A 19,134-nucleotide genomic window follows, 5' to 3' on the forward strand; every position below is an offset into this window, starting at 1 on the left:
ACACAACGCCACCCCCGCAAACAACAGCGCCAACACACTAATCCGCACGCAACGCCTCCACAGGAAGTATTCGCGAAGCCGAAACCGCCGGATGGATGCCGAAAACAAGCCCCACCGCGCCTGCGATACCCGTCCCCCAAACCAGAACCATCGGATCGAACGCAAAGCTGATGGGAAGAACCAAACACCCCAGCGCCGTCAACCCAACCCCCGCCAGAGCGCCTAGGAGACCCCCGCCCACAGACAGGGCCACGGCTTCGACGATGAAGATGAAAACGATCTCGGACGGCGTCGCCCCTATGGCGGCCCTCAGTCCGATCTCGCGACGACGCTCCATGACCGACATCAGCATGACATTCATCACGCCTACCCCGCCGACCAACAGCGACACCGAACCAATGGCGACCAAAATGGCCGACATCAGGTTCATCTGGCTTTTCATCGCAGCGATCATTTCCTTGGGAGTCAGTGCCTTAATGGCCTGACCGCGTGACAGCATCTGGCGCTGAAGGCCGACGGCCCAGTCTGACGGATCCGTATCTGCATTCACCTTCACCAGGGCATGGCTGAAACCCGTACGGGTCATCACCCGGCGAGCGCATGACAGGCCGATCAGCGCAGCCTCGTCCGGAGACACTGGGTTCAAGGCCTGAGTGGATACAGGCGGCAAAATGCCAACGACGTTGAAGCCATATCCGTCGATAAAGGCCAGATCGCCCACCTTGGCCCTTGTCTCTTTCGCGGCGCGTGCGCCCAAAACGGTGGCCCCGTTACAGCCATCGACGGACGACAGGTCCCGACCGCGCTCGGCGTGCAGCTTCAACATCTCCAGAGCGTCGACCGACACCGCAGCCACAGAGACTGACATTGTCTGACCCGCGATACGCAAGGTGGAGCGGCCCACGGCCATTGGCGCGGAGGCGAGAACACGCGGATCGGCCCTCACCACCGCGTCGAGCGTTTCGGAAGACAACCAATCCTGAGCTGCGTTTTCAGGGCTGATTTGAACGGTGTCGACGCCGACCTGCTGGAACCGCGCCATCACCTCGGAGCGGGCGATGTGTGAAAAGCTCATCAGAGCCACGATAGAGGCCGATCCGATCATCACACCCAGCAGGGCCAGCAAAGAGCGCCGCCCCTGCGCGCGCAGGCTGGAAATCGCCTCGCGGGTTAGCTCGATCCAAACCCCTCCCCCTATGCGCGCCATTAGCTTACCGCTCCACGCTGGAAACGATGCGCCCGTCGCGCATGACCACACGGTGGTCGCAGGTACCGGCCAAATTCTCGTCGTGCGTCACCATCAATATCGAGACGCCGTTGCGAAGGTTTATGTCGCGCAACAACTCCATCACCCGGCCTCCACTCTCGCTGTCCAGATTACCGGTCGGCTCGTCGGCCAGCAGAAGGCGCGGCTGGGTGATCAGAGCGCGGGCGATCGCCACGCGCTGTCGCTGGCCACCTGAGAGTTCGTCCGGTCGGTGGTGAATGCGATCGGCCAGCCCCACGCGTTCGAGTTGGGCCATCGCGGCATCGCGCCGCTCCCGCCGTCCAACAGCGCGGTGGACCAAGGGCAGAGCGACGTTTTCCCATGCCGTTAAACGGGGAAGCAGATGGAATGACTGGAAGACGAAACCGATGAGGCGGTTACGAACCTTGGCCGCTTCGTAGGCATCCAGACCGGAAACCCGCTGGCCCGCCAGCTCGATCTCGCCTTCCTGTGCGCGGTCCAAAAGACCGATCAGGTTCAATAGCGTACTTTTTCCGGACCCCGACGATCCAGTTAAGGCCCACATCTCACCCGAGGACATAGACAGGCTAACCCGATCCAGAACCATCGTTCTGGACCGGGCCGGCCCATAGCCATGTGTGACGTCGGATAATCGCAACATGGTCAGACTCATGCCGCCGGATCTGGCAGGATCCGGCGGCACAGTGCCTTAGGTGCGGCTGATGGTGACAGCCGAACCGGCTTGCAGGTCGCCGTTGATGTAGCAGTCGCCTGCACTGCCGACGCCCGGCAGCACGACGTTGTTGAACAGGGCGATCTTGTTCACATCGTCCCAGTCCGCTTCGACCGTACCTTGGCAGGTGCTGGTCAGGGTGTTCACCGTCAGATTGATGATGCGGATCTTGGTGGCAACGCCCGAGCTGCTGGCATCCGGGGTGACGATCTGCACTTCATGAGCCAGACCGGGGAAGCTGACCAGGCCGCACAGGCCGAGAGTACCACCCGAGAGGCTGGCGCTGGTCAGCCAGGCCTTCTTACCGTCGCTCTCGAAATAGAGCTGGAAGTCGGCGTTGCAGTTCAGGTTCACAGTCTGACGGACATTCAGCTGGCCCGTCAGCGAGTTCGTGACGAGGTTCTGATAGGTGCCGTGCGGCTGGAAGTTCTGGTCGCCAGCAAAGGCCGGAGCGCCAACAGCGATGGCAGCGATAGCTGCGAACGAAGCGATGATGCGTTTCATGGAATGTTTCCTCCCACTTACAACCTCTGATTGAGGTCGATGAAAGGATTCCACAATCTACAGTTGAGTCAACAGGTATGATTCACCGTAAAAACTGACACTTGCTCCGCTGCACCGCACAATGATTACCCTTTTAGGTTGTGAATGCACATAAAAAGGAGCCCCTCCAATCTCTCGGAGAGGCTCCTGATTCACAAAAACTGGACCGAAGTTACTCGGTGTCGATTTTGGCCAGCAGGGCGTCGACCTGAACCTGATCGCCAGCGGTGCAGTTCACCTCCTGAACCACGCCGTCGAACGGTGCGGTCAGGCTGTGTTCCATCTTCATGGCTTCGAGCGTCAGCAGCTTCTGGCCCTTGGTGACGGTTTCGCCCGCAGCGACTTCAACCGCGATCACCTTACCCGGCATGGGGGCGAGGATGGAGCCAGAGCCGACACCACCGTCTGCACCACCGACCGCACGCCACGGCTTCAGCACCAAGCGCTCGCCGCCTTCGTTCAGAGCGATCTCGCGACGCGGCGGGCCGTCCATAGGCTCGCCCAGTTCAACGGTGAAATCGCGGCCGAACTGATCGGCCAGACGCATCTGGCGTTTTCCGGGTGCGTTCAGACGAAGACCCGCAGACGACGCCCACGGTCCGCGACCACCGCCGATAAGCGCAGCGGCAGCCATTTCCAGACCTTCGACCGACGGCTCGGGTCGCGTGGTCAGTTCTTCCAGCTTGCGACCGATCAGGCCGGTATCAACCGTGCCCGCGGCAAATTGTTCGTCGCCCAGCACGCGATAGAGGAAACCCGCGTTGGTGATAAGCGGGCCGCACTCCCCTTCATCCAGCGCAAAGCGCAGGTCGGCAATCGCCTCTTCGCGCGTATCGCCGTGGACGATCAGCTTGGCGATCATCGGGTCATAGTGGGGGCTGATTTCCGCGCCCTCTTCCACACCGGTATCGACGCGCACCAGATGGTCCGGATAGTCGAACACATCGAGACGACCAATCGACGGCAGGAAGCCCTTAGTCGGGTCCTCGGCATAGAGGCGAACCTCCATGGCCCAGCCGTTGATCGACAGTTCGTCCTGACGCTTGGGCAGCGGCTCGCCCGAGGCGGCACGCAGTTGCCATTCCACCAGATCAACGCCCGTGATCTCTTCGGTCACAGGGTGCTCGACCTGCAGGCGGGTGTTCATTTCCATGAACCAGATGCGGTCGGCGCGCAGGCCTTCCGAGCCATCGGCGATGAACTCGATGGTGCCAGCGCCCTGATAGTCTACGGCCTTGGCGGCACGAACGGCGGCGGCGCAAAGCTCAGCACGGGTCGCCTCGTCCATGCCGGGGGCCGGAGCCTCTTCAACCACCTTCTGGTGGCGGCGTTGTAGCGAACAATCACGCTCGAACAGGTGGACGACATTGCCGTGGCTGTCGCCGAACACCTGCACCTCGATGTGGCGGGGCGACAGGATGTATTTCTCGATCAGCACATGGTCATTGCCAAACGAAGCCGCCGCCTCGCGCTTGCACGAGGCCAGAGCGTCAAGGAAATCCGCCGCCTGTTCGACCAGACGCATTCCCTTGCCGCCACCACCGGCGACGGCCTTGATGAGCACCGGATAGCCGATCTTGTCGGCTTCCGCCTTCAGGTGATCGAGTTCCTGATTTTCGCCCATATAGCCCGGCGTGACGGGTACGCCGGCATCGGCCATCAGCTTCTTGGCAGCATCCTTCAGACCCATCGCCGTGATGGATTTCGGCAGCGGCCCGACCCAGATCAGGCCCGCATCCATAACGGCCTGAGCAAACTCGGCGTTCTCGGACAGGAAGCCATAACCGGGGTGGATGGCCTCGGCTCCAGTCTGTTTGGCGGCGGTGATGATCTTGTCACCGACCAGATAGGATTCGCGCGTCGGCGCAGGGCCAATGTGCACAGCCTCGTCGGCCAAGCGGATGTGCAGCGCATCGGCATCAGCGTCCGAATAGACGGCCACCGTGCGGATACCCAGACGGCGGGCGGTGCGGATGACGCGGCAGGCGATTTCGCCACGATTGGCGATCAGAACAGATTTCATCATCGCATTACATCCTGAACACGCCAAAGGAAGGACGATCGGCAATCGGGGCCTGTAGCGCGGCCTCCAGAGCCAGACCCAGCACGTCGCGGGTCTGCACAGGGTCGATCACCCCGTCGTCCCACAGGCGGGCCGTAGCGTAATAGGGATTGCCCTCGTCCTCGTATTTCTGGCGCACCGGAGCCTTGAAGGCTTCCGCCTCTTCCGGCGTCCATTTGGCGGCGTCGCGGTGCACAGTCGCCAGAACGCTGGCCGCCTGTTCGCCGCCCATCACGCTGATGCGGCTGTTGGGCCAGGTGAACAGGAAGCGCGGGGAATAGGCCCGGCCACACATGCCATAGTTGCCCGCGCCAAAGCTGCCGCCGATCAGGACGGTGATCTTGGGCACATTGGCCGTAGCCACTGCCGTCACCAGCTTGGCACCATGCTTGGCGATGCCCTCAGACTCGTACTTACCGCCGACCATGAAGCCGGAAATGTTCTGAAGGAACAGCAGCGGAATTTTGCGCTGGCAGGCCAGTTCGATGAAGTGCGCACCCTTCTGGGCGCTTTCGCTGAACAGCACGCCGTTGTTAGCCAAAATAGCGACCGGCATCCCGTGGATGTGAGCGAAGCCGCAAACCAGCGTGGTGCCGTAAAGCGATTTGAACTCGTGGAATTCTGAGGCATCCACGATGCGCGCGATCACCTCATGCACATCGTAGGGCGCACGGACGTCCTCCGGCACGATGGCATAGAGGTCCTCGGCCGCATATTTCGGCTCAACCGGCTCTTGCAGGTTCACATTGGCGAACACCGGCGGCGGCAAGGTGGCGACGATGTCGCGCACGACGGTCAGGGCGTGTTCGTCATTGTCGGCGACGTGGTCGACCACGCCGGACTTGCGACCGTGGACCTCGGCACCACCGAGATCCTCGGCGCTGATGACCTCGCCCGTTGCGGCCTGAACCAGCGGCGGGCCGGCAAGGAAGATGGTCCCCTTGCCGCGCACGATCACAGTCTCGTCCGACATGGCCGGAACATAGGCCCCACCTGCCGTACAGCTGCCCATCACACAGGCGATCTGGGCGATGCCCTTTGCGGACATCTGGGCCTGATTGAAGAAGATGCGGCCAAAGTGGTCGCGGTCCGGGAAGACCTCGGCCTGATTGGGCAGGTTCGCCCCACCGCTATCGACCAGATAGACGCACGGCAGATGGTTCTCGAGCGCGATCTCTTGGGCGCGCAGGTGCTTCTTCACCGTCATCGGGAAGTAAGTGCCGCCTTTAACGGTGGCATCGTTGCACACGATCATGACCTGACGGCCCGACACACGGCCAATACCGCAGATCATGCCTGCACCCGGCACCTCGTCATTATAGAGGCCGTTGGCGACCAGTTGGCCGATCTCGAGGAAGGACGAGCCGGGGTCCAGCAGGCGCTCGACCCGCTCGCGCGGCAACAGCTTTTCGCGGGCCACGTGGCGCTCGCGGGACTTTTCGTCACCGCCCAGCGCCGCCTTGGCGACCTTGGCACGAAGCTCTTCGGCAAGCTGGCGGTTGAACGCCGCCCGCGCCTTGGCCTCGGCGCTATCGACATTGACCATGGAGGTCAGAACAGGAGCCGTCATAAGCCTATCCTCAGCGTGCGCCGATCAGCTCGCGGCCGATCAGCATGCGACGGATTTCATTGGTGCCCGCGCCGATATCCATCAGCTTGGCATCGCGCAGATAACGCTCGACCGGCCAGTCCTTGGTGTAACCGGCACCGCCCAGCGCCTGGACAGCCTCGGCTGCCGTGCGGAAGGCATTCTCGGACGCCAGCAGCACACAGCCAGCAGCATCATAACGGGTGGTCTGGCCCGCATCGCAGGCCCGCGCCACGGCATAGGAGTAGGCACGCGCCGACTGCAGGGCGACATACATGTCCGCCACCTTGGCCTGCATCAGCTGGAAGGTGCCCAGCGCCTTGCCGAACTGCTGGCGCTCGCGAACATAAGGGATCACGGTATCCAGACAGGCCTGCATGATGCCCAGTTGGATGCCCGACAGCACCACACGCTCATAGTCCAAACCCGACATCAGAACACCGACGCCGCCGTTCAGCGGTCCCATGATGTTCTCTTCCGGCACGAAGCAATCCTCGAACACCAACTCCGCCGTCGGCGAGCCGCGCATGCCCATCTTGTCGATCTTCTGACCGATGGAGAAACCGGCGAAGTCCTTCTCGATGATGAAGGCGGTGATGCCGCGGCTGCCTGCGTCCATGTCGGTCTTGGCATAGACCACCAGAGTGTCGGCATAGGCCGAGTTGGTGATCCAGAACTTCGTGCCGTTCAGGCGATAGCCGCCGTCCACCTTCTCGGCGCGCAGCTTCATACTGACAACGTCAGAGCCTGCGTTCACTTCCGACATGGCCAACGAGCCAACGTGCTCGCCCGACACCAGCTTGGGGAGGTATTTGTCTTTTTGCTCTTGGGTGCCCCAGCGGCGGATCTGGTTCACACACAGGTTGGAGTGCGCCCCATAGGACAGACCCACGGATGCCGAGGCGCGGGAGACTTCTTCGACCGCGATCACATGGTCCAGATAGCCAAGACCCAGACCGCCCCACTCTTCCTCGACCGTGATGCCGTGAAGGCCCAGCTCGCCCATGGCCGGCCACAGGTCGCGCGGGAACCAGTCCTCCGCGTCCACCTTGGCCGCCAGCGGCGCGATCTGCTCGTCGGCAAAGCGGGCCGCGCTTTCGCGGATCATGTTGGCGGATTCAGTCAGACGGAAATCGAAATCAGGCGTAGCGCGCATTGGACTTTGTCCTTGTTCTGGGATGCGTTTCCTCGTTGCGCGAAGGGTACGACGCCGCTCAGCTTTCGATAAATGGAAAGTTCGTGAAGATTCAGATAGGTATTTTCTATGCTGAAGCGCTCACACGTTCGCCAATTCCTTGCTGTTGTCGACAGCGGCAGCTTTACCGCCGCCGCCGCGCGCGTTCGCATCACCCAGCCCACCTTGTCCGTCGGCATCGCAGAGATGGAAAAGACGGTCGGGGCCAAGCTGTTCATCCGCGACCGAAAACACGTGCGACTGACCGAGGCGGGAGCGCGGCTGCTTCCCATCGCCCGACAATTGGAACAGGGCTTTCGCGCCGCCGAGAGCCTGAACGCCCCCGCGCGCGGAGGCTCTCGCCTTATGCGGCTGGGTGTCCTGCGTACCCTAGCCCCCGAGATGGTCAAGATTGCCGTCGAAACGCTCCGGTCGGACTGCGATCTGGAACTGGTTGAAGGATCAGGTCACGAACTGAGGACCGGCCTGTCCGGCGGACGCCTTGATGCTGCGATCACTCTTCTCAAACCAGATGACCATACGGAGCTCTCCCGAACACTTTTCACCGAACCCTATGTGATGCTGGCCGCCCACGGGCACCATCTGGCCGACAGCGTGGTGCATCCCGAAGCATTGGCCGGTGAAGTCATGATTGCCCGTCGCGCTTGCGAAAGGCTTCAGGATACCAGCCGCTTCTTCACCCGATCCGGAGTTCGTCCGCGCTTTGCCCTACGCTCCGATAACGACGCCCTGTGCCTTGGGATGGTCGAGGCCGGGTTGGGCATCACGACCGCCCCCCTGTCGTTGATGACCCCTAAAATGCGCCAGATCGGCATTGTCGGATATGACTTCGAGCGCACGATAGGCCTGATCCGCTCAGGAAGGAGCGTCCCGGATTTTCCGTCGATAAATCAGTTGCACAGCCGTCTGAACGCTTTGATCGAAGACGTCTGACGCGATGGAGGTTGCGGGACGACAATGTGTGCGCACAAGTAGCGCGAGGCGTTCAGTATGCTGGTGTTTCTTTCGCCTGACAGAACATTACTTAAGCGTAATCATATAATTATGGCTTGGCCGTTACAGCGAATTCACTTTTCCTAGTTCCGTTTGCAACTAGGATATAACGGTGATCGTCGGAGTATACCGACGCGCTCAATCGAATATTTCCCCTGATTGAACGGAGCCCGCCGTGAGAAGCCCCATCCTTGCCTTTCAGCCTGCCTCGTCGTTGCTGATGAGCAAACTGACGCTGCTGTGGCGAGATGTTTATTCCAACTATCCCGTGCCGCTGCCCTTCACCGAGGACGAACTGGATCGCTTCATCCGCATGTCCGGCATTTGCCTCGATCTCTCCCAAATCGCGCTCGCCGACGACCAGCCGGTGGGGCTCTCCTTGGCAGGCAGCGACGGTGATACAGCTTGGATCGGCGGCTTTGGCATAGCGTCTTTGCATCGCCGCTGCGGGATCGGACTTGCCATGCTCCGCTCGCAAACGCGCGAGTTTGACCAACGCGGTATCCGCAACAGCCGACTGGAAGTGATCACCACCAACCGCGCCCGCCGTCTGTATGCGAACTCGGGCTATGTGGATCGCCGTCGCCTCCACAGCTTCAACAGTCCAGCCGTGGGCAACTCTGCGGACCCACTGGAGGTGGTGCCGCTGGAGGACCTGCCCGCCCTGCATCAAAGACTTCATGTGGGTGTCAGCGCCGCACCGTGGCAGCGGGAACTGCCGGGCGTCATGCGCGCCGTTGAACGCGATCACCTGACCATTCTGGGTTGGCGCGGTCCGAACGGTATCGCTGCCTATGCGGTTGAACAAAACCGCTCGGGCCTGACCCACTTGGTTGACGCGGTGGCGGAGTGTGCATCGTCAGCCGAAGGACTGGTGTCTTCTCTGGCGGCCCGCAGCCGTGGCCGCCGCATCAGTCTGGGCGACGAGCCTTCCAACTCGCCTGTCGCCAAAGCGTTCAAGCGCTTCGGTGCCAGCCCGCGCATTCAACGCATGGAGATGGTCCGCCTCGCCAATCTCCCCACTGAAGTCCGGCGGGTACGTGACTATGCCATGGCTTGATCCCGCCAAACGTAGTATGGCGATTATGCCGTCAGCACTGGTTGTGGCGGCGTCACCGGCCATGGCACTGCCCAGCCCGCAGGCGGCCTTCGAAGCCTATCGCGACCTGATCAATCGGCATGATTTCGAGTTGCTGGCCGAGACGGTGATGGGCCCCCACCCTGTGTTTGTCTTTGCAGACAAGCGGCACGACGGGCTGGACGCGGTGCGAGCGGCTTTTCGCCAGACGTGGATAGTTTTGCCGGACGAAACCTATTCGATGACCCACGAGCGGTGGCTGTTCTCGGATGATGAACATGCCGCCTGCACCTTCATCTACACCTATCGCGGCACAATGGCCGACGGCCGCGCCCTCAGCGGCGGCGGCCAGGGCGTAAACCTATTCCAGCGCACCGATAACGGATGGCGACTGGTCTTTGAACAACTGACACCTGACACCTCGAGAGCCGACAAATGAGCGGTACCCCACTCGCCCTGACGGCCTTGGCCTTTGGCAACTTTACGACGGGTCTGGATATGACGGCGTTGAATGCCGCCGTCGCCTACCTGCCCCAGCCATCCGTCGTTTACGTCATTGGCGGCTGCGTACCCGAAGGCCTTGCCCTCACTGCCGCTGGAACGCACCCAACGGCCCAGACCGCTCCCCTCAACGAGAACAGCCCCGTTCGGACCGCCAGCATCACCAAGACGTTCACCGCCGCCACGATAATGCGGCTGTGGGAGCAACAGCGGCTCGATTTGGATGCGCCAATGTCCGAACTGGCGTCGGCCAGTTTGATGGCTCCGCTGGTGAAGGCTGGATACGACGTGGACGCCATCACAGTTCGCCACCTATTGAACCACACCTCCGGTCTATACGACCATGCGTCCGATACCCGATATCAGCAGATGTGGCTGGACAATCCTGACCACCACTGGACCCGTCAGGAACAGGTGGAGCTGTCTGCTTCTTTCAGCGGACCATTGCATTCGCCGGGAACGCGCTTTGCCTATGCCGATACCGGCTACATCATACTTGGTGACATCATCGAGCAGATTACGGGCCAGCCTCTTCATCAGGCGGTTCGCGAACAGCTAAAGCTGGAACAGTTCGGCCTTAACAGCACGTGGTGGGAGGTCGCCGAAACCGCGCCCTCGACGAGCCAACCCAAGGCGCGTCAGCTCTGGAAGGGTCACGATATCGACCGCCTTCACGGCTCGCTCGACATGTACGGCGGAGGCGGTCTGATTATGTCCGCCCGCGATCTGGCCATCTTCTTTGCAGCACTGTTCGAGGATCAGGTCTTCGACCACCCGCGCACCCTGTCGGAGATGACGCGGTTCCTGCCACATGATGGCGGAGCGTCATACCGGCTGGGAATCATGGCAACACCGGAACAGCCGGACTGGCGAAACAAGGGATTTTGGCATTCCGGCTTCTGGGGCACGGTTACCTATTACATCCCTGCCAGGCGTCTGGCTGTGAGCGGCGTCACAGCCGATCAATCCGGCTATCCTGCCCTGCACGAAGCGGTGAAGGAGGTTATCGCCGCCCTTCCCTGTCAGTGGGAAGGTGTACGCTAGGAGAGGACCTTACCGGTACTCTTCAAATACGCGGCCGCCAGCGACAGATCGGTCGAGAACGCTTTCTGCGCCCGTATCCGTTCGTTAGGGTCAGGGTGCCGCAAGATATACGCCGGGTGATAGGTTAACAGCAGCGCGCCCTGAGGCCTCTCTTCGATGCGTCCGCGCAGGTCGTTGACGCTGACGGTATGGCCCAGAATGCCGCGCGCGGCGCTAGCCCCCATTGCGACGATCAACTCGGGCTGAACCAGGGCGCGCTCGTGATCCAGCCACCAGCGACAATGATCGATCTCTGCGGCTGACGGCGACTTGTGCAGTCTCTGTCGGCCACGCACCGTGTGTTTGAAATGTTTGACCGCATTGGTCAGATAGACGGTGTCGCGCTCCAGTCCCGCTTCGAGCATTGCCTTGTCCAACACCTTGCCTGCTGGCCCGATAAAGGGCGTGCCTGCGATATCTTCCTGATCTCCGGGCTGCTCGCCCACAATCATAAGACGCGAACGTTTAGGCCCCCGCCCGCATACAGGCTGCGTTGCGTCGCGCCACAGCGGGCAGCGGCGGCACCCCGCAAGCGCAGCATTCAGGTCATCCAGATTTTCGGGCACCACATCATCGGTGACAGCACGATCGACGACTGCCGCCTTGACCTGATCGAAGCGTCGATTGGGCTCTGGCGCGGGGGCATTGACCATCTGCTCGGTGCGTCCGGTCGCATCGGCGATCATTCCGGCGATAAGGTCGGCCTCGGGCAGGTTCTTCCAATAGGATTTGGGCATCTCGGCCTGCATCGCCTTGCTACGCAGCCGTGCGGGATTAAAGGTCGAGGCGTAATAGGTTTTCCAGAAGTCTTCGATCTCGTCTTCCTGAGGCGCGTCCTCCTTTCGGGCGGGCGGCCCAAAGGTGAGGGTCTTCAAATCCCAGTGCGCTGCACCGTCAGGCGTCAGAATGCTCCAGCGCATATTGGCGTAGCGGCGCGCAAAGAAAGGCGCGGTCTTTTCCAGCACGCGGTGCGCGGGCTCGAACCAGGCGATCCAGTGCTCGTTGTCGCCCTCGCCCTGCTGGCGAAAACGCACGAAGGCCTTCATCTTGTGCGAGGCGCGGCTGACATTCTTGGCCATTTCGACGGCGCGGGCCACGTCCCGATCCGAGGTGACCTTGATCAGGTTCGGCTCATCCTGAAGTCGCCACAGCAGTCGGTAAAGCAGGTCATATCGATCTGCATCCCGATGCAGCATCACTTCGCGCGCCAGATCGACAAACGCCTTCGACACTGTGAACGAGCGATTGCTAGACCTCGGCGGTATGGGTTCGTCACCGAACAGGCCATCCCGTCCATTGCCGACGACGAACCTGACCCGGGCCGGCTCGACACCCTCCAGTCTCAGATTGCGCGCCGCGTCACGCCAGCTGTCGAAATCGGTTTCCCCCGCCAGATGGACGGTCCGCATCAGAACAGGCTCAACTGCTGGGGTTGTTTTTCCGGCACCAATCGCGCGCGAAGATCGATGGCGTCTGTCAGCCCGCCCGGCGACCAATCCAGCGCCGTAATCCACGGCCTGACCTTATCGATGGACCGCGTCAGTCGCGCCACATCTTCCAGCCTTAGCGTCCGGTAGCGCCGCACCGAAATGATGCGGTCGATAGCCTTCACGCCCAGACCAGGTACCCGCAGCAAGTCTTCGCGCTGGGCCGTGTTCACGTCCACGGGATAGACTTCCCGCTTCTTAAGCGCCCACGCCAGCTTGGGATCGATAGCCAGATCCAGCATGCCGCCTTCGGCTCCCTCGGCAATCTCGGGGGCGGTGAAACCATAGAAACGCATCAGCCAGTCCGCCTGATAAAGGCGGTGCTCGCGCATCAGGGGCGGACGCGAGACGGGCAAAATCGCCGAACTATCGGGAATGGGGCTGAAGGCCGAGTAATAGACGCGGCGCAGGCCATAGCCCCCGTAAAGCGACGAGGATCGGTCCAGTATCTCGGTATCCGGCGCGCCATCGGCACCGACGATTAACTGGGTCGACTGCCCACCGGGAGCAAAGCTCGGCGGCTTGATCCGGTCACGCTTGCCCGGCTTGGCCTCTTCCATCTTCAGACGGACCTGCCCCATGGCCTTGCGGATGACGCGGGCATCCTTTTCCGGGGCCAGACGCCCCAGCGCTTCGTCCCTTGGCAGTTCGATATTGGCAGACAGACGGTCTGCATAAAGGCCCGCCAGTTCAATCAGGCGCTGGTCCGCTTCGGGGATGAGTTTCAGATGGATGTAGCCCCGGAAGTCATGCTCTTCGCGCAGCTTGCGGGCTACTTCGACCAACTGCTCCATCGTATAGTCGCTGGAGCGGATAATGCCCGACGACAGGAACAAGCCCTCGATATAGTTGCGCTTATAGAAGCTCAGCGTCAGGTCCACGACCTCGTCGACACTAAAGCGCGCCCGCTCGACGTTCGAACTGGAGCGGTTGATGCAGTAGGCGCAGTCATAGATGCAGAAGTTCGTCAGCAGAATCTTCAGCAGGCTGACGCAACGCCCGTCCGGCGTATAGGCGTGACAAATGCCCATGCCTTCGGTCGAGCCCACGCCCGTCCCGCCTCTGGAGTCGCGCTTTTTCGCGCCCGAAGAAGCACAGGATGCGTCATATTTCGCCGCATCGGCGAGGACTGAAAGCTTACGTCTAAGATCGATACGCGCCATATGTTCATGATATGTTCCATTGGTTGCGATGTCTATCCGCTTCGACCAAAGGTCGGCGCATCGCTCCCCTATGGCGCGACTTTTTCGGCAAGCCTTTCTTGGTAGAGTTCGGTCAGGGCGAGAACGCCCATGGTCCGGTCACGCCGCGCAATATAGCTCATGCGTTCATCAAAGACCTCGGAACGGTCGTGGGCGTAGGCCAGTCTGCGTGAGGCCTCGGCCGCCTCGCGGCGTTCCAGTGCCCGCAAGCTTGGTTCCGAGCAGATCGTTCGTTCCGCCACGGTGCTCGCATGCGCACAGCCGAACGAGGTGTCGTCCTCGCCAGGGAGGTTCAACCATACAGGCGGGATATATCCGCTTTGCGCCAGTTTGAACTGGATCAGTTCAGGCGCAGTTAAATCCACACCTCCCGCACCCGTCGCACACGGCTGGATCGCCCCGTCGATGCGGCATACCTGTATTGGCTTTTGGTCAGCCAGTTGCAGTACCAGCGACCAGGCCTCTTCCAGCTTGCCGACCTGGGCCGACCACGCCGCATAGATACCGCAGGCCTCAATGGTCTGTAGATCCTCGCAGGCCGTTCGCGCGAGCTCGCGCTTCTGGTTGCGGTGGAGCGCATATTGGCTATGCGCAGTCTGTTCCAGAATGCCTTCATCCTTGACGATGAAATAGGATTCCGGCCCGCCCAAAGTCTCGCCGCCAAAGGCTACGGCGGGAAACGAAGTGTCCACCAACACAAACTCTCGGCGACCGTCACCATTGACGTCTACCGGTGGGCGGATGGGATGTTCGCTGGCGAAGGGCAGTTTGTAGGCGATCCAGCCGCTGTTGGCCGATCTTACAACCCAGCCGATGTGGCGCGTCCGGTTATCCACGACGGACGACGTGGCGATGAAGTAATGACGGTGGGCACCAGACTCTTCGAGTGCGACCGGCATGACCGAGAACTGGCTGGCACCATTCAGCTCCAGCACCTGCTTGTCCTTGCCCTTGATGATCAGCACGCCGCTGCCGTCTTTACGGCTTTGGACAGCAAACGAGGCGTTGGCAAACTGATAGGTTCCGGTTTGGGCGGTTAGGTTTATCGGCTCGTCCGACGGAATGGAGGCCTCTTGTGGTCGATCTGCGCAAGAAGAGAGACTTGCTCCCAGCAGAGACAGGGCACCAACGACACCAAACCTCTTGATACTCATACGCAAATAATCCCCCCGAACCGGAGGACGGCTTCTAGGGCCCATTCATTAACAAGCTTTGCTGTAAAACCCTGTCGGTCTGTTCAGCGCGAACTTGCTCTATGGCCCTTCAACAGGCATGACCTAGACGAACTTTGGACCCGCAGGCTTGGCCGTGCGGGTGGCTATGCTGGCCGCCTATCCGCCAGCAAACCTGAGCGTTAGGCGGATTGCCTACGCCCGAATGGTCTGAGACCCATGTCAGTCTTCACCTCGGCGCGCCAACAATGGCTTGCGCAACCCGGTCGCGATCTATTGGCCGGGACAGTGGTCGGCCTCGCCCTGATCCCCGAAGCTATCGCCTTCTCCATTATCGCGGGCGTCGATCCTGCGGTCGGTCTGTACGCCAGCTTCATTATTGCGGTCACCATCGCCTTTGTCGGCGGCCGTCCGGCGATGATTTCTGCTGCGACAGGTGCCATGGCCCTGCTTATGGGCGGACTGGTCCGCGACCACGGCATCGAGTTCCTGTTTGCCGCCTCTCTTCTGTGCGGCGTCATCCAGATCGTCGTCGGCCTGTTCAGGCTGGGCCGCTATATCCGTTTCGTCAGCAAGAGCGTGATGAGCGGATTTCTGAACGCGCTCGCCATCCTGATCTTCCTTGCCCAACTCCCACATCTGGCCGGAGCAAACTGGCACGCCTATGCGCTGGTCGCGGCCTCTTTGGCGATCATCTATGGCTTCCCCAAGCTGAACAAGACGATCCCCTCCCCGCTCGTCGCTATCGTGGTGCTCAGCGTGGCCTCGGACCTGATCGGGCTGGACGTCAAGACGGTTGGTGACATGGGCGACCTGCCGACCACCCTGCCATCCTTCCATATGCCTATGGTCCCCCTGACGTGGGAGACATTGATCATCATCGTGCCGGTCTCCCTCACGCTAGCCTTCGTCGGCCTTATGGAAACGTTGCTGACGGCCAACGTGCTGGATGATCTGACCGACACCCCGTCAGACAAGGATCGCGAAACTCGAGGTCAGGGCGTTGCCAACATCGCCGCCTCTCTGTTCGGCGGCATGGCGGGCTGCGCCATGATTGGCCAGTCGATCATCAATGTGACCTCCGGCGGTCGGGGCCGAATGTCGACCCTATGGGCGGGTGTCTTCCTGATGGTGCTGATCCTGATCCTGTCGCGCTGGGTTGGGCAGATTCCAATGGCTGCTCTTGTCGGCGTCATGTTCATGGTCTCTTTCAAGACCTTTGACTGGAGTTCAGTGCGCCGTCTGCGCTCTATACCGGTCCAGTCGACCATCGTGATGCTGGCCACTGCGGGCGTGGTATTGTGGACCCACGACCTATCGAAAGGTGTCGTTGTCGGCGTCGTGCTTTCGGCCATCTTCTTCATGCGCAAGGTTGCAAAGATGATCGTCGTTACTGAGCTGGACACACCAGAGTCCGGCGCACTTCATTATCGCGTCGAAGGGCAATTGTTCTTCGCTTCGGCCGAACTGTTCGCGGCCAGCTTCGAATATCATGGCCAACCGCGCGACGTCCGCATCGACATGACCGGCACCCACATCTGGGATCAGACCGGCGTCGCCGCCCTCGACAAGGTTGTCGGCCGCTACACCGCACGAGGAGCACAGGTTCATATCCTCGGCCTGAACCCGTCCAGTCAGACCTTGTTTGACAGGCTGGCCCAACAGCCCGCCAACTGAAACGACTAAGGGGGCAGATCACTCTGCCCCCTTTTTCTTCACGTCTAGAAGTCTTCCCAGTCCGAACTCGCCGCGACAGACAGATTGGCCCGCCCGCCGGCGGCGCGACGGCTGAGCGTCGCTTCAACGTCGGGATTGTGCGGCGTCGGTATGGGCACAACGGGGCGTGCTACGTCCGTACCACGCGAAGAAGTGACCGGCTTTGCCGCTGCGAGGGCGGGCGCGCGCGTGTTCACACCGGCGCGGGCCGCCAGCTTGAACTTGCTGACGAGTGTCGTCAGCTTTTCCGCCTCACTGGTCAGGTGGTGGCAAGCGGCCGTTGACTGCTCGACCATGGCCGCATTTTGCTGGGTCGTCTGATCCATCTGGTTCACGGAGGCGTTGACCTCGGTCAGGGTGGTCGCCTGTTCCTTGGCCGACGCGCTGATCTCGTTCATCAGCTCGGCGATCTCGCTCACCTTAGTGACGATGTCGGACAGCACGTCGCCGGTCTGGCCCACCAGCTTCACGCCGTTTTTCACCTGCTGGGAACTGGAGGATATCAGCGTCTTGATCTCCTTGGCCGCATCCGCCGAGCGCTGTGCCAGCGCCCGCACCTCGGACGCCACGACTGCGAAACCGCGGCCCGCATCACCTGCACGGGCGGCCTCCACCCCTGCGTTCAACGCCAGAAGATTGGTCTGAAACGCGATCTCGTCGATCACCCCGATAATGCGCCCGATCTGATCGGACGAAGACTCAATCTCGCCCATGGCGGACACGGCATCGGCCACGACCTCGCTACTGCGCTGGGCGTCGTTCTTGGCACCGGTGACGACCTGGTGGGCCTTCTGGGCACCGTCGGAGGTCCGTTTGACGGTGACAGTAATTTCGTCGAGTGCCGCTGCTGTTTGCTGTAGCGATGCCGCCTGTCGCTCGGTGCGACTAGACAGGTCATCTGACGCGCCTGCGATTTCATTGGCACCGGCGCGCATCAAGCCGACGTTCTCCGACACCTCCTGCATGGCTGCTTCCAGCCGCTCCATCGCGGCGTTGAAATCGGTCTTGAGTTGGTCGTAGTCGCCGCTGAACTCTTCATAGATACGGGTGGTGAGGTCGCCATCTGCCAGACGCGCCAGCGACGTGGCCGTAACCTCGACAACTCGTTTCTGTGCGGCCTCTGCCTCGGCACGCAGTGCATCAGCCTCCTTGCGGGCCTTTTCCGCAGCCTCGAGGTAGATCGAGATGACAAAGTCCATGTCCAGCAGCGCGGCTTTGACCACTGCGCCTATGGTCTTGCCCAAGGCCTCCCCGCCATCGCCTCTGGCGAAACGCTTGCGCTTCTTCTCGTGGTCACGAACCACAGCCTTGACCAGCCCATCCAGCACAAGCGCATAGCCGCCAATGTACCAGCGCGGCTCCAACCCGATACGGGCGTGGGTGCCGCCGATGCGCTGGACACTGTCGGTATAGGTGGAGTCAAACCGTGCGGACGCAATCTGAGACCAGTGCCGCGACTGTCCGGACTTCGCGCCGGAAATCATTTGCTCGGTATTGAAGAAGCGCGAGACGGCCGGATAGGCTCTCACTTGCGCGTAAAAGGCATCCAAGCTGCTGCTCAGCGCATCTTCAATAACCGGCTTCGCCGTGGCCAGAGCCTGACGGGTATCACCGTCTAACTGGATGAAGGACAGGCGCTCGTTGAGGGCCGTGCTATCCGACATTTTTGGGTACCTCAGTCGTGGGGGATGCTGAGGCCCATCATCGGCAACCATTGTTATTTATTGCTAAGCCTGAACTACGGACAATTACTCAGGCGGCCATACGCTCGCTGAGCGCCGCTATGATGGCCTTATTGAAGGCTGGCAGGTCGTCGGGGTCGCGGCTGGTAATAACCCCATTGTCCTCGGCGACCTCTACATCGACCCAGATAGCACCTGCATTCTCCAGATCGGTACGCAGGCTCTTGTAGGATGTCAGCCGACGCCCCTTGGCCAAGCCGGCTTCGATCAGCAACCACGGGGCATGACAAATGGCCGCGACCGGCTTGCCCAGGTCGCCAAAGGCATTGGTGAAGGCAATCGTTTTGGAATCGAGGCGGAACTTGTCGGCACCCACCGTCCCACCGGGAACCACCAACAGGTCGAAATCCTCGGCAGACACGTCGTCCAACGTCGCGTCGATCGGGTATTTGGCAACGGGATCCAGATCGTTTGCGAAAGTCTCGCCTTCACCCGCTTCCATGCCGACAACAACCACCTTGGCACCGGCTGCCTCTAGCGCAGCCTTCGGTTTAGTGAACTCCGCATCCTCACTGCCACGCGGTGCCAACAGGATGGCGACGGTTTTTCCGTTCAACGACATTCCGGGGTCCTTTCCCTAAGGGCCCATCCGCTTTGACGTGGCGGCAGGGCTAAAAGTGCCAAGGAGCAATCCGTCACCCGATGTGTCCGTTCCGAAGGGTGGCCCGTTCTGTTCAGTATCGGGATCAAATATCTGCCAGTAGGGCGTGATCTCATCACCGCTCGACCGGCAAATCCACTTTTGCCCGAGCGTGAGACAGCAAAAAGCCCCGCTGTTTGGCGGGGCTTTTTTGGGTGCGGGAGTAGGATT

General features: G+C 61.1%; 16 protein-coding genes and 1 other annotated feature. Of the genes, 5 read left to right on the forward strand and 11 right to left on the reverse strand.

Annotated elements, in window-relative coordinates; translation table 11 throughout:
- Window positions 1–37 precede the first annotated feature (37 nt).
- The 6 genes from LOX95_RS10205 to LOX95_RS10230 form a co-directional block, all read right to left on the reverse strand.
- A complete protein-coding gene (locus LOX95_RS10205; RefSeq protein WP_242914377.1) occupies window positions 38–1,207 on the reverse strand; it encodes an ABC transporter permease in 1,170 nt (389 codons plus the stop codon).
- Window positions 1,208–1,211: 4 nt separating this feature from the next.
- Entirely contained in the window at window positions 1,212–1,901 is a 690-nt protein-coding gene (locus LOX95_RS10210) for an ABC transporter ATP-binding protein (protein ID WP_427846582.1), read from the reverse strand.
- A 36-nt stretch (window positions 1,902–1,937) separates the two neighbouring features.
- Entirely contained in the window at window positions 1,938–2,465 is a 528-nt protein-coding gene (locus tag LOX95_RS10215) for a hypothetical protein (protein ID WP_242914378.1), read from the reverse strand.
- 211 nt (window positions 2,466–2,676) lie between these two features.
- Window positions 2,677–4,530 carry an acetyl/propionyl/methylcrotonyl-CoA carboxylase subunit alpha gene (locus LOX95_RS10220; RefSeq protein WP_242914379.1) on the reverse strand — a complete coding sequence of 618 codons (1,854 nt, stop codon included), beginning with the start codon at window positions 4,528–4,530 and terminating at the stop codon, window positions 2,677–2,679.
- A gap of 4 nt (window positions 4,531–4,534) precedes the next feature.
- Window positions 4,535–6,112 carry a carboxyl transferase domain-containing protein gene (locus LOX95_RS10225; protein ID WP_242914400.1) on the reverse strand — a complete coding sequence of 526 codons (1,578 nt, stop codon included), beginning with the start codon at window positions 6,110–6,112 and terminating at the stop codon, window positions 4,535–4,537.
- A gap of 34 nt (window positions 6,113–6,146) precedes the next feature.
- Complete coding sequence (locus tag LOX95_RS10230; RefSeq protein ID WP_242914380.1) at window positions 6,147–7,310, reverse strand: isovaleryl-CoA dehydrogenase; 1,164 nt, start codon at window positions 7,308–7,310, stop codon at window positions 6,147–6,149.
- Window positions 7,311–7,418: 108 nt separating this feature from the next.
- Here LOX95_RS10230 and LOX95_RS10235 point away from each other — a divergent pair, with 108 nt between their 5' ends.
- The 4 genes from LOX95_RS10235 (at window position 7,419) to LOX95_RS10250 (ending at window position 10,965) form a co-directional block, all read left to right on the forward strand.
- Window positions 7,419–8,282, forward strand: coding sequence for a LysR family transcriptional regulator (locus LOX95_RS10235; protein ID WP_242914381.1), 864 nt, complete (start codon window positions 7,419–7,421; stop codon window positions 8,280–8,282).
- 280 nt (window positions 8,283–8,562) lie between these two features.
- Window positions 8,563–9,402 carry a GNAT family N-acetyltransferase gene (locus LOX95_RS10240; protein WP_242914382.1) on the forward strand — a complete coding sequence of 280 codons (840 nt, stop codon included), beginning with the start codon at window positions 8,563–8,565 and terminating at the stop codon, window positions 9,400–9,402.
- Between the two features lie 16 nt (window positions 9,403–9,418).
- Window positions 9,419–9,859 (forward strand): YybH family protein, encoded by a 441-nt coding sequence (locus LOX95_RS10245; protein ID WP_242914383.1) that lies wholly within the window; start codon window positions 9,419–9,421, stop codon window positions 9,857–9,859.
- Window positions 9,856–10,965 (forward strand): serine hydrolase domain-containing protein, encoded by a 1,110-nt coding sequence (locus LOX95_RS10250; RefSeq protein WP_242914384.1) that lies wholly within the window; start codon window positions 9,856–9,858, stop codon window positions 10,963–10,965. Before LOX95_RS10245 ends, LOX95_RS10250 begins: the two co-directional genes overlap by 4 nt.
- Here the strand turns inward: LOX95_RS10250 and LOX95_RS10255 are convergent.
- The 3 genes from LOX95_RS10255 to LOX95_RS10265 form a co-directional block, all read right to left on the reverse strand.
- Window positions 10,962–12,413, reverse strand: coding sequence for a UdgX family uracil-DNA binding protein (locus LOX95_RS10255; RefSeq protein WP_242914385.1), 1,452 nt, complete (start codon window positions 12,411–12,413; stop codon window positions 10,962–10,964). The two genes, LOX95_RS10250 and LOX95_RS10255, sit on opposite strands and share 4 nt — an antisense overlap.
- A complete protein-coding gene (locus LOX95_RS10260) occupies window positions 12,413–13,654 on the reverse strand; it encodes a putative DNA modification/repair radical SAM protein (protein WP_242914386.1) in 1,242 nt (413 codons plus the stop codon). Before LOX95_RS10260 ends, LOX95_RS10255 begins: the two co-directional genes overlap by 1 nt.
- A gap of 68 nt (window positions 13,655–13,722) precedes the next feature.
- Entirely contained in the window at window positions 13,723–14,847 is a 1,125-nt protein-coding gene (locus LOX95_RS10265) for a lysozyme inhibitor LprI family protein (protein WP_242914387.1), read from the reverse strand.
- A gap of 133 nt (window positions 14,848–14,980) precedes the next feature.
- Window positions 14,981–15,041: a sequence feature (sul1 is cis-regulatory element that is thought to sense ions involved in sulfur or methionine metabolism; They are found in Alphaproteobacteria), on the forward strand.
- 43 nt (window positions 15,042–15,084) lie between these two features.
- On the opposite strand from LOX95_RS10265, the gene LOX95_RS10270 reads away from it, so the two are divergent.
- Window positions 15,085–16,542 carry a SulP family inorganic anion transporter gene (locus LOX95_RS10270; RefSeq protein WP_242914388.1) on the forward strand — a complete coding sequence of 486 codons (1,458 nt, stop codon included), beginning with the start codon at window positions 15,085–15,087 and terminating at the stop codon, window positions 16,540–16,542.
- 44 nt (window positions 16,543–16,586) lie between these two features.
- On the opposite strand, the gene LOX95_RS10275 is transcribed toward LOX95_RS10270, so the two are convergent.
- Both LOX95_RS10275 and LOX95_RS10280 read right to left on the reverse strand, forming a co-directional pair.
- Window positions 16,587–18,245, reverse strand: a complete 1,659-nt coding sequence (locus LOX95_RS10275; RefSeq protein WP_242914389.1) for a methyl-accepting chemotaxis protein — start codon at window positions 18,243–18,245, stop codon at window positions 16,587–16,589.
- Between the two features lie 88 nt (window positions 18,246–18,333).
- A complete protein-coding gene (locus LOX95_RS10280) occupies window positions 18,334–18,885 on the reverse strand; it encodes a type 1 glutamine amidotransferase domain-containing protein (RefSeq protein WP_242914390.1) in 552 nt (183 codons plus the stop codon).
- Between the last annotated feature and the right edge of the window lie 249 nt (window positions 18,886–19,134).

Origin of the sequence: Brevundimonas pishanensis, assembly GCF_022750635.1 — a bacterium.
Lineage (GTDB): Bacteria > Pseudomonadota > Alphaproteobacteria > Caulobacterales > Caulobacteraceae > Brevundimonas > Brevundimonas pishanensis.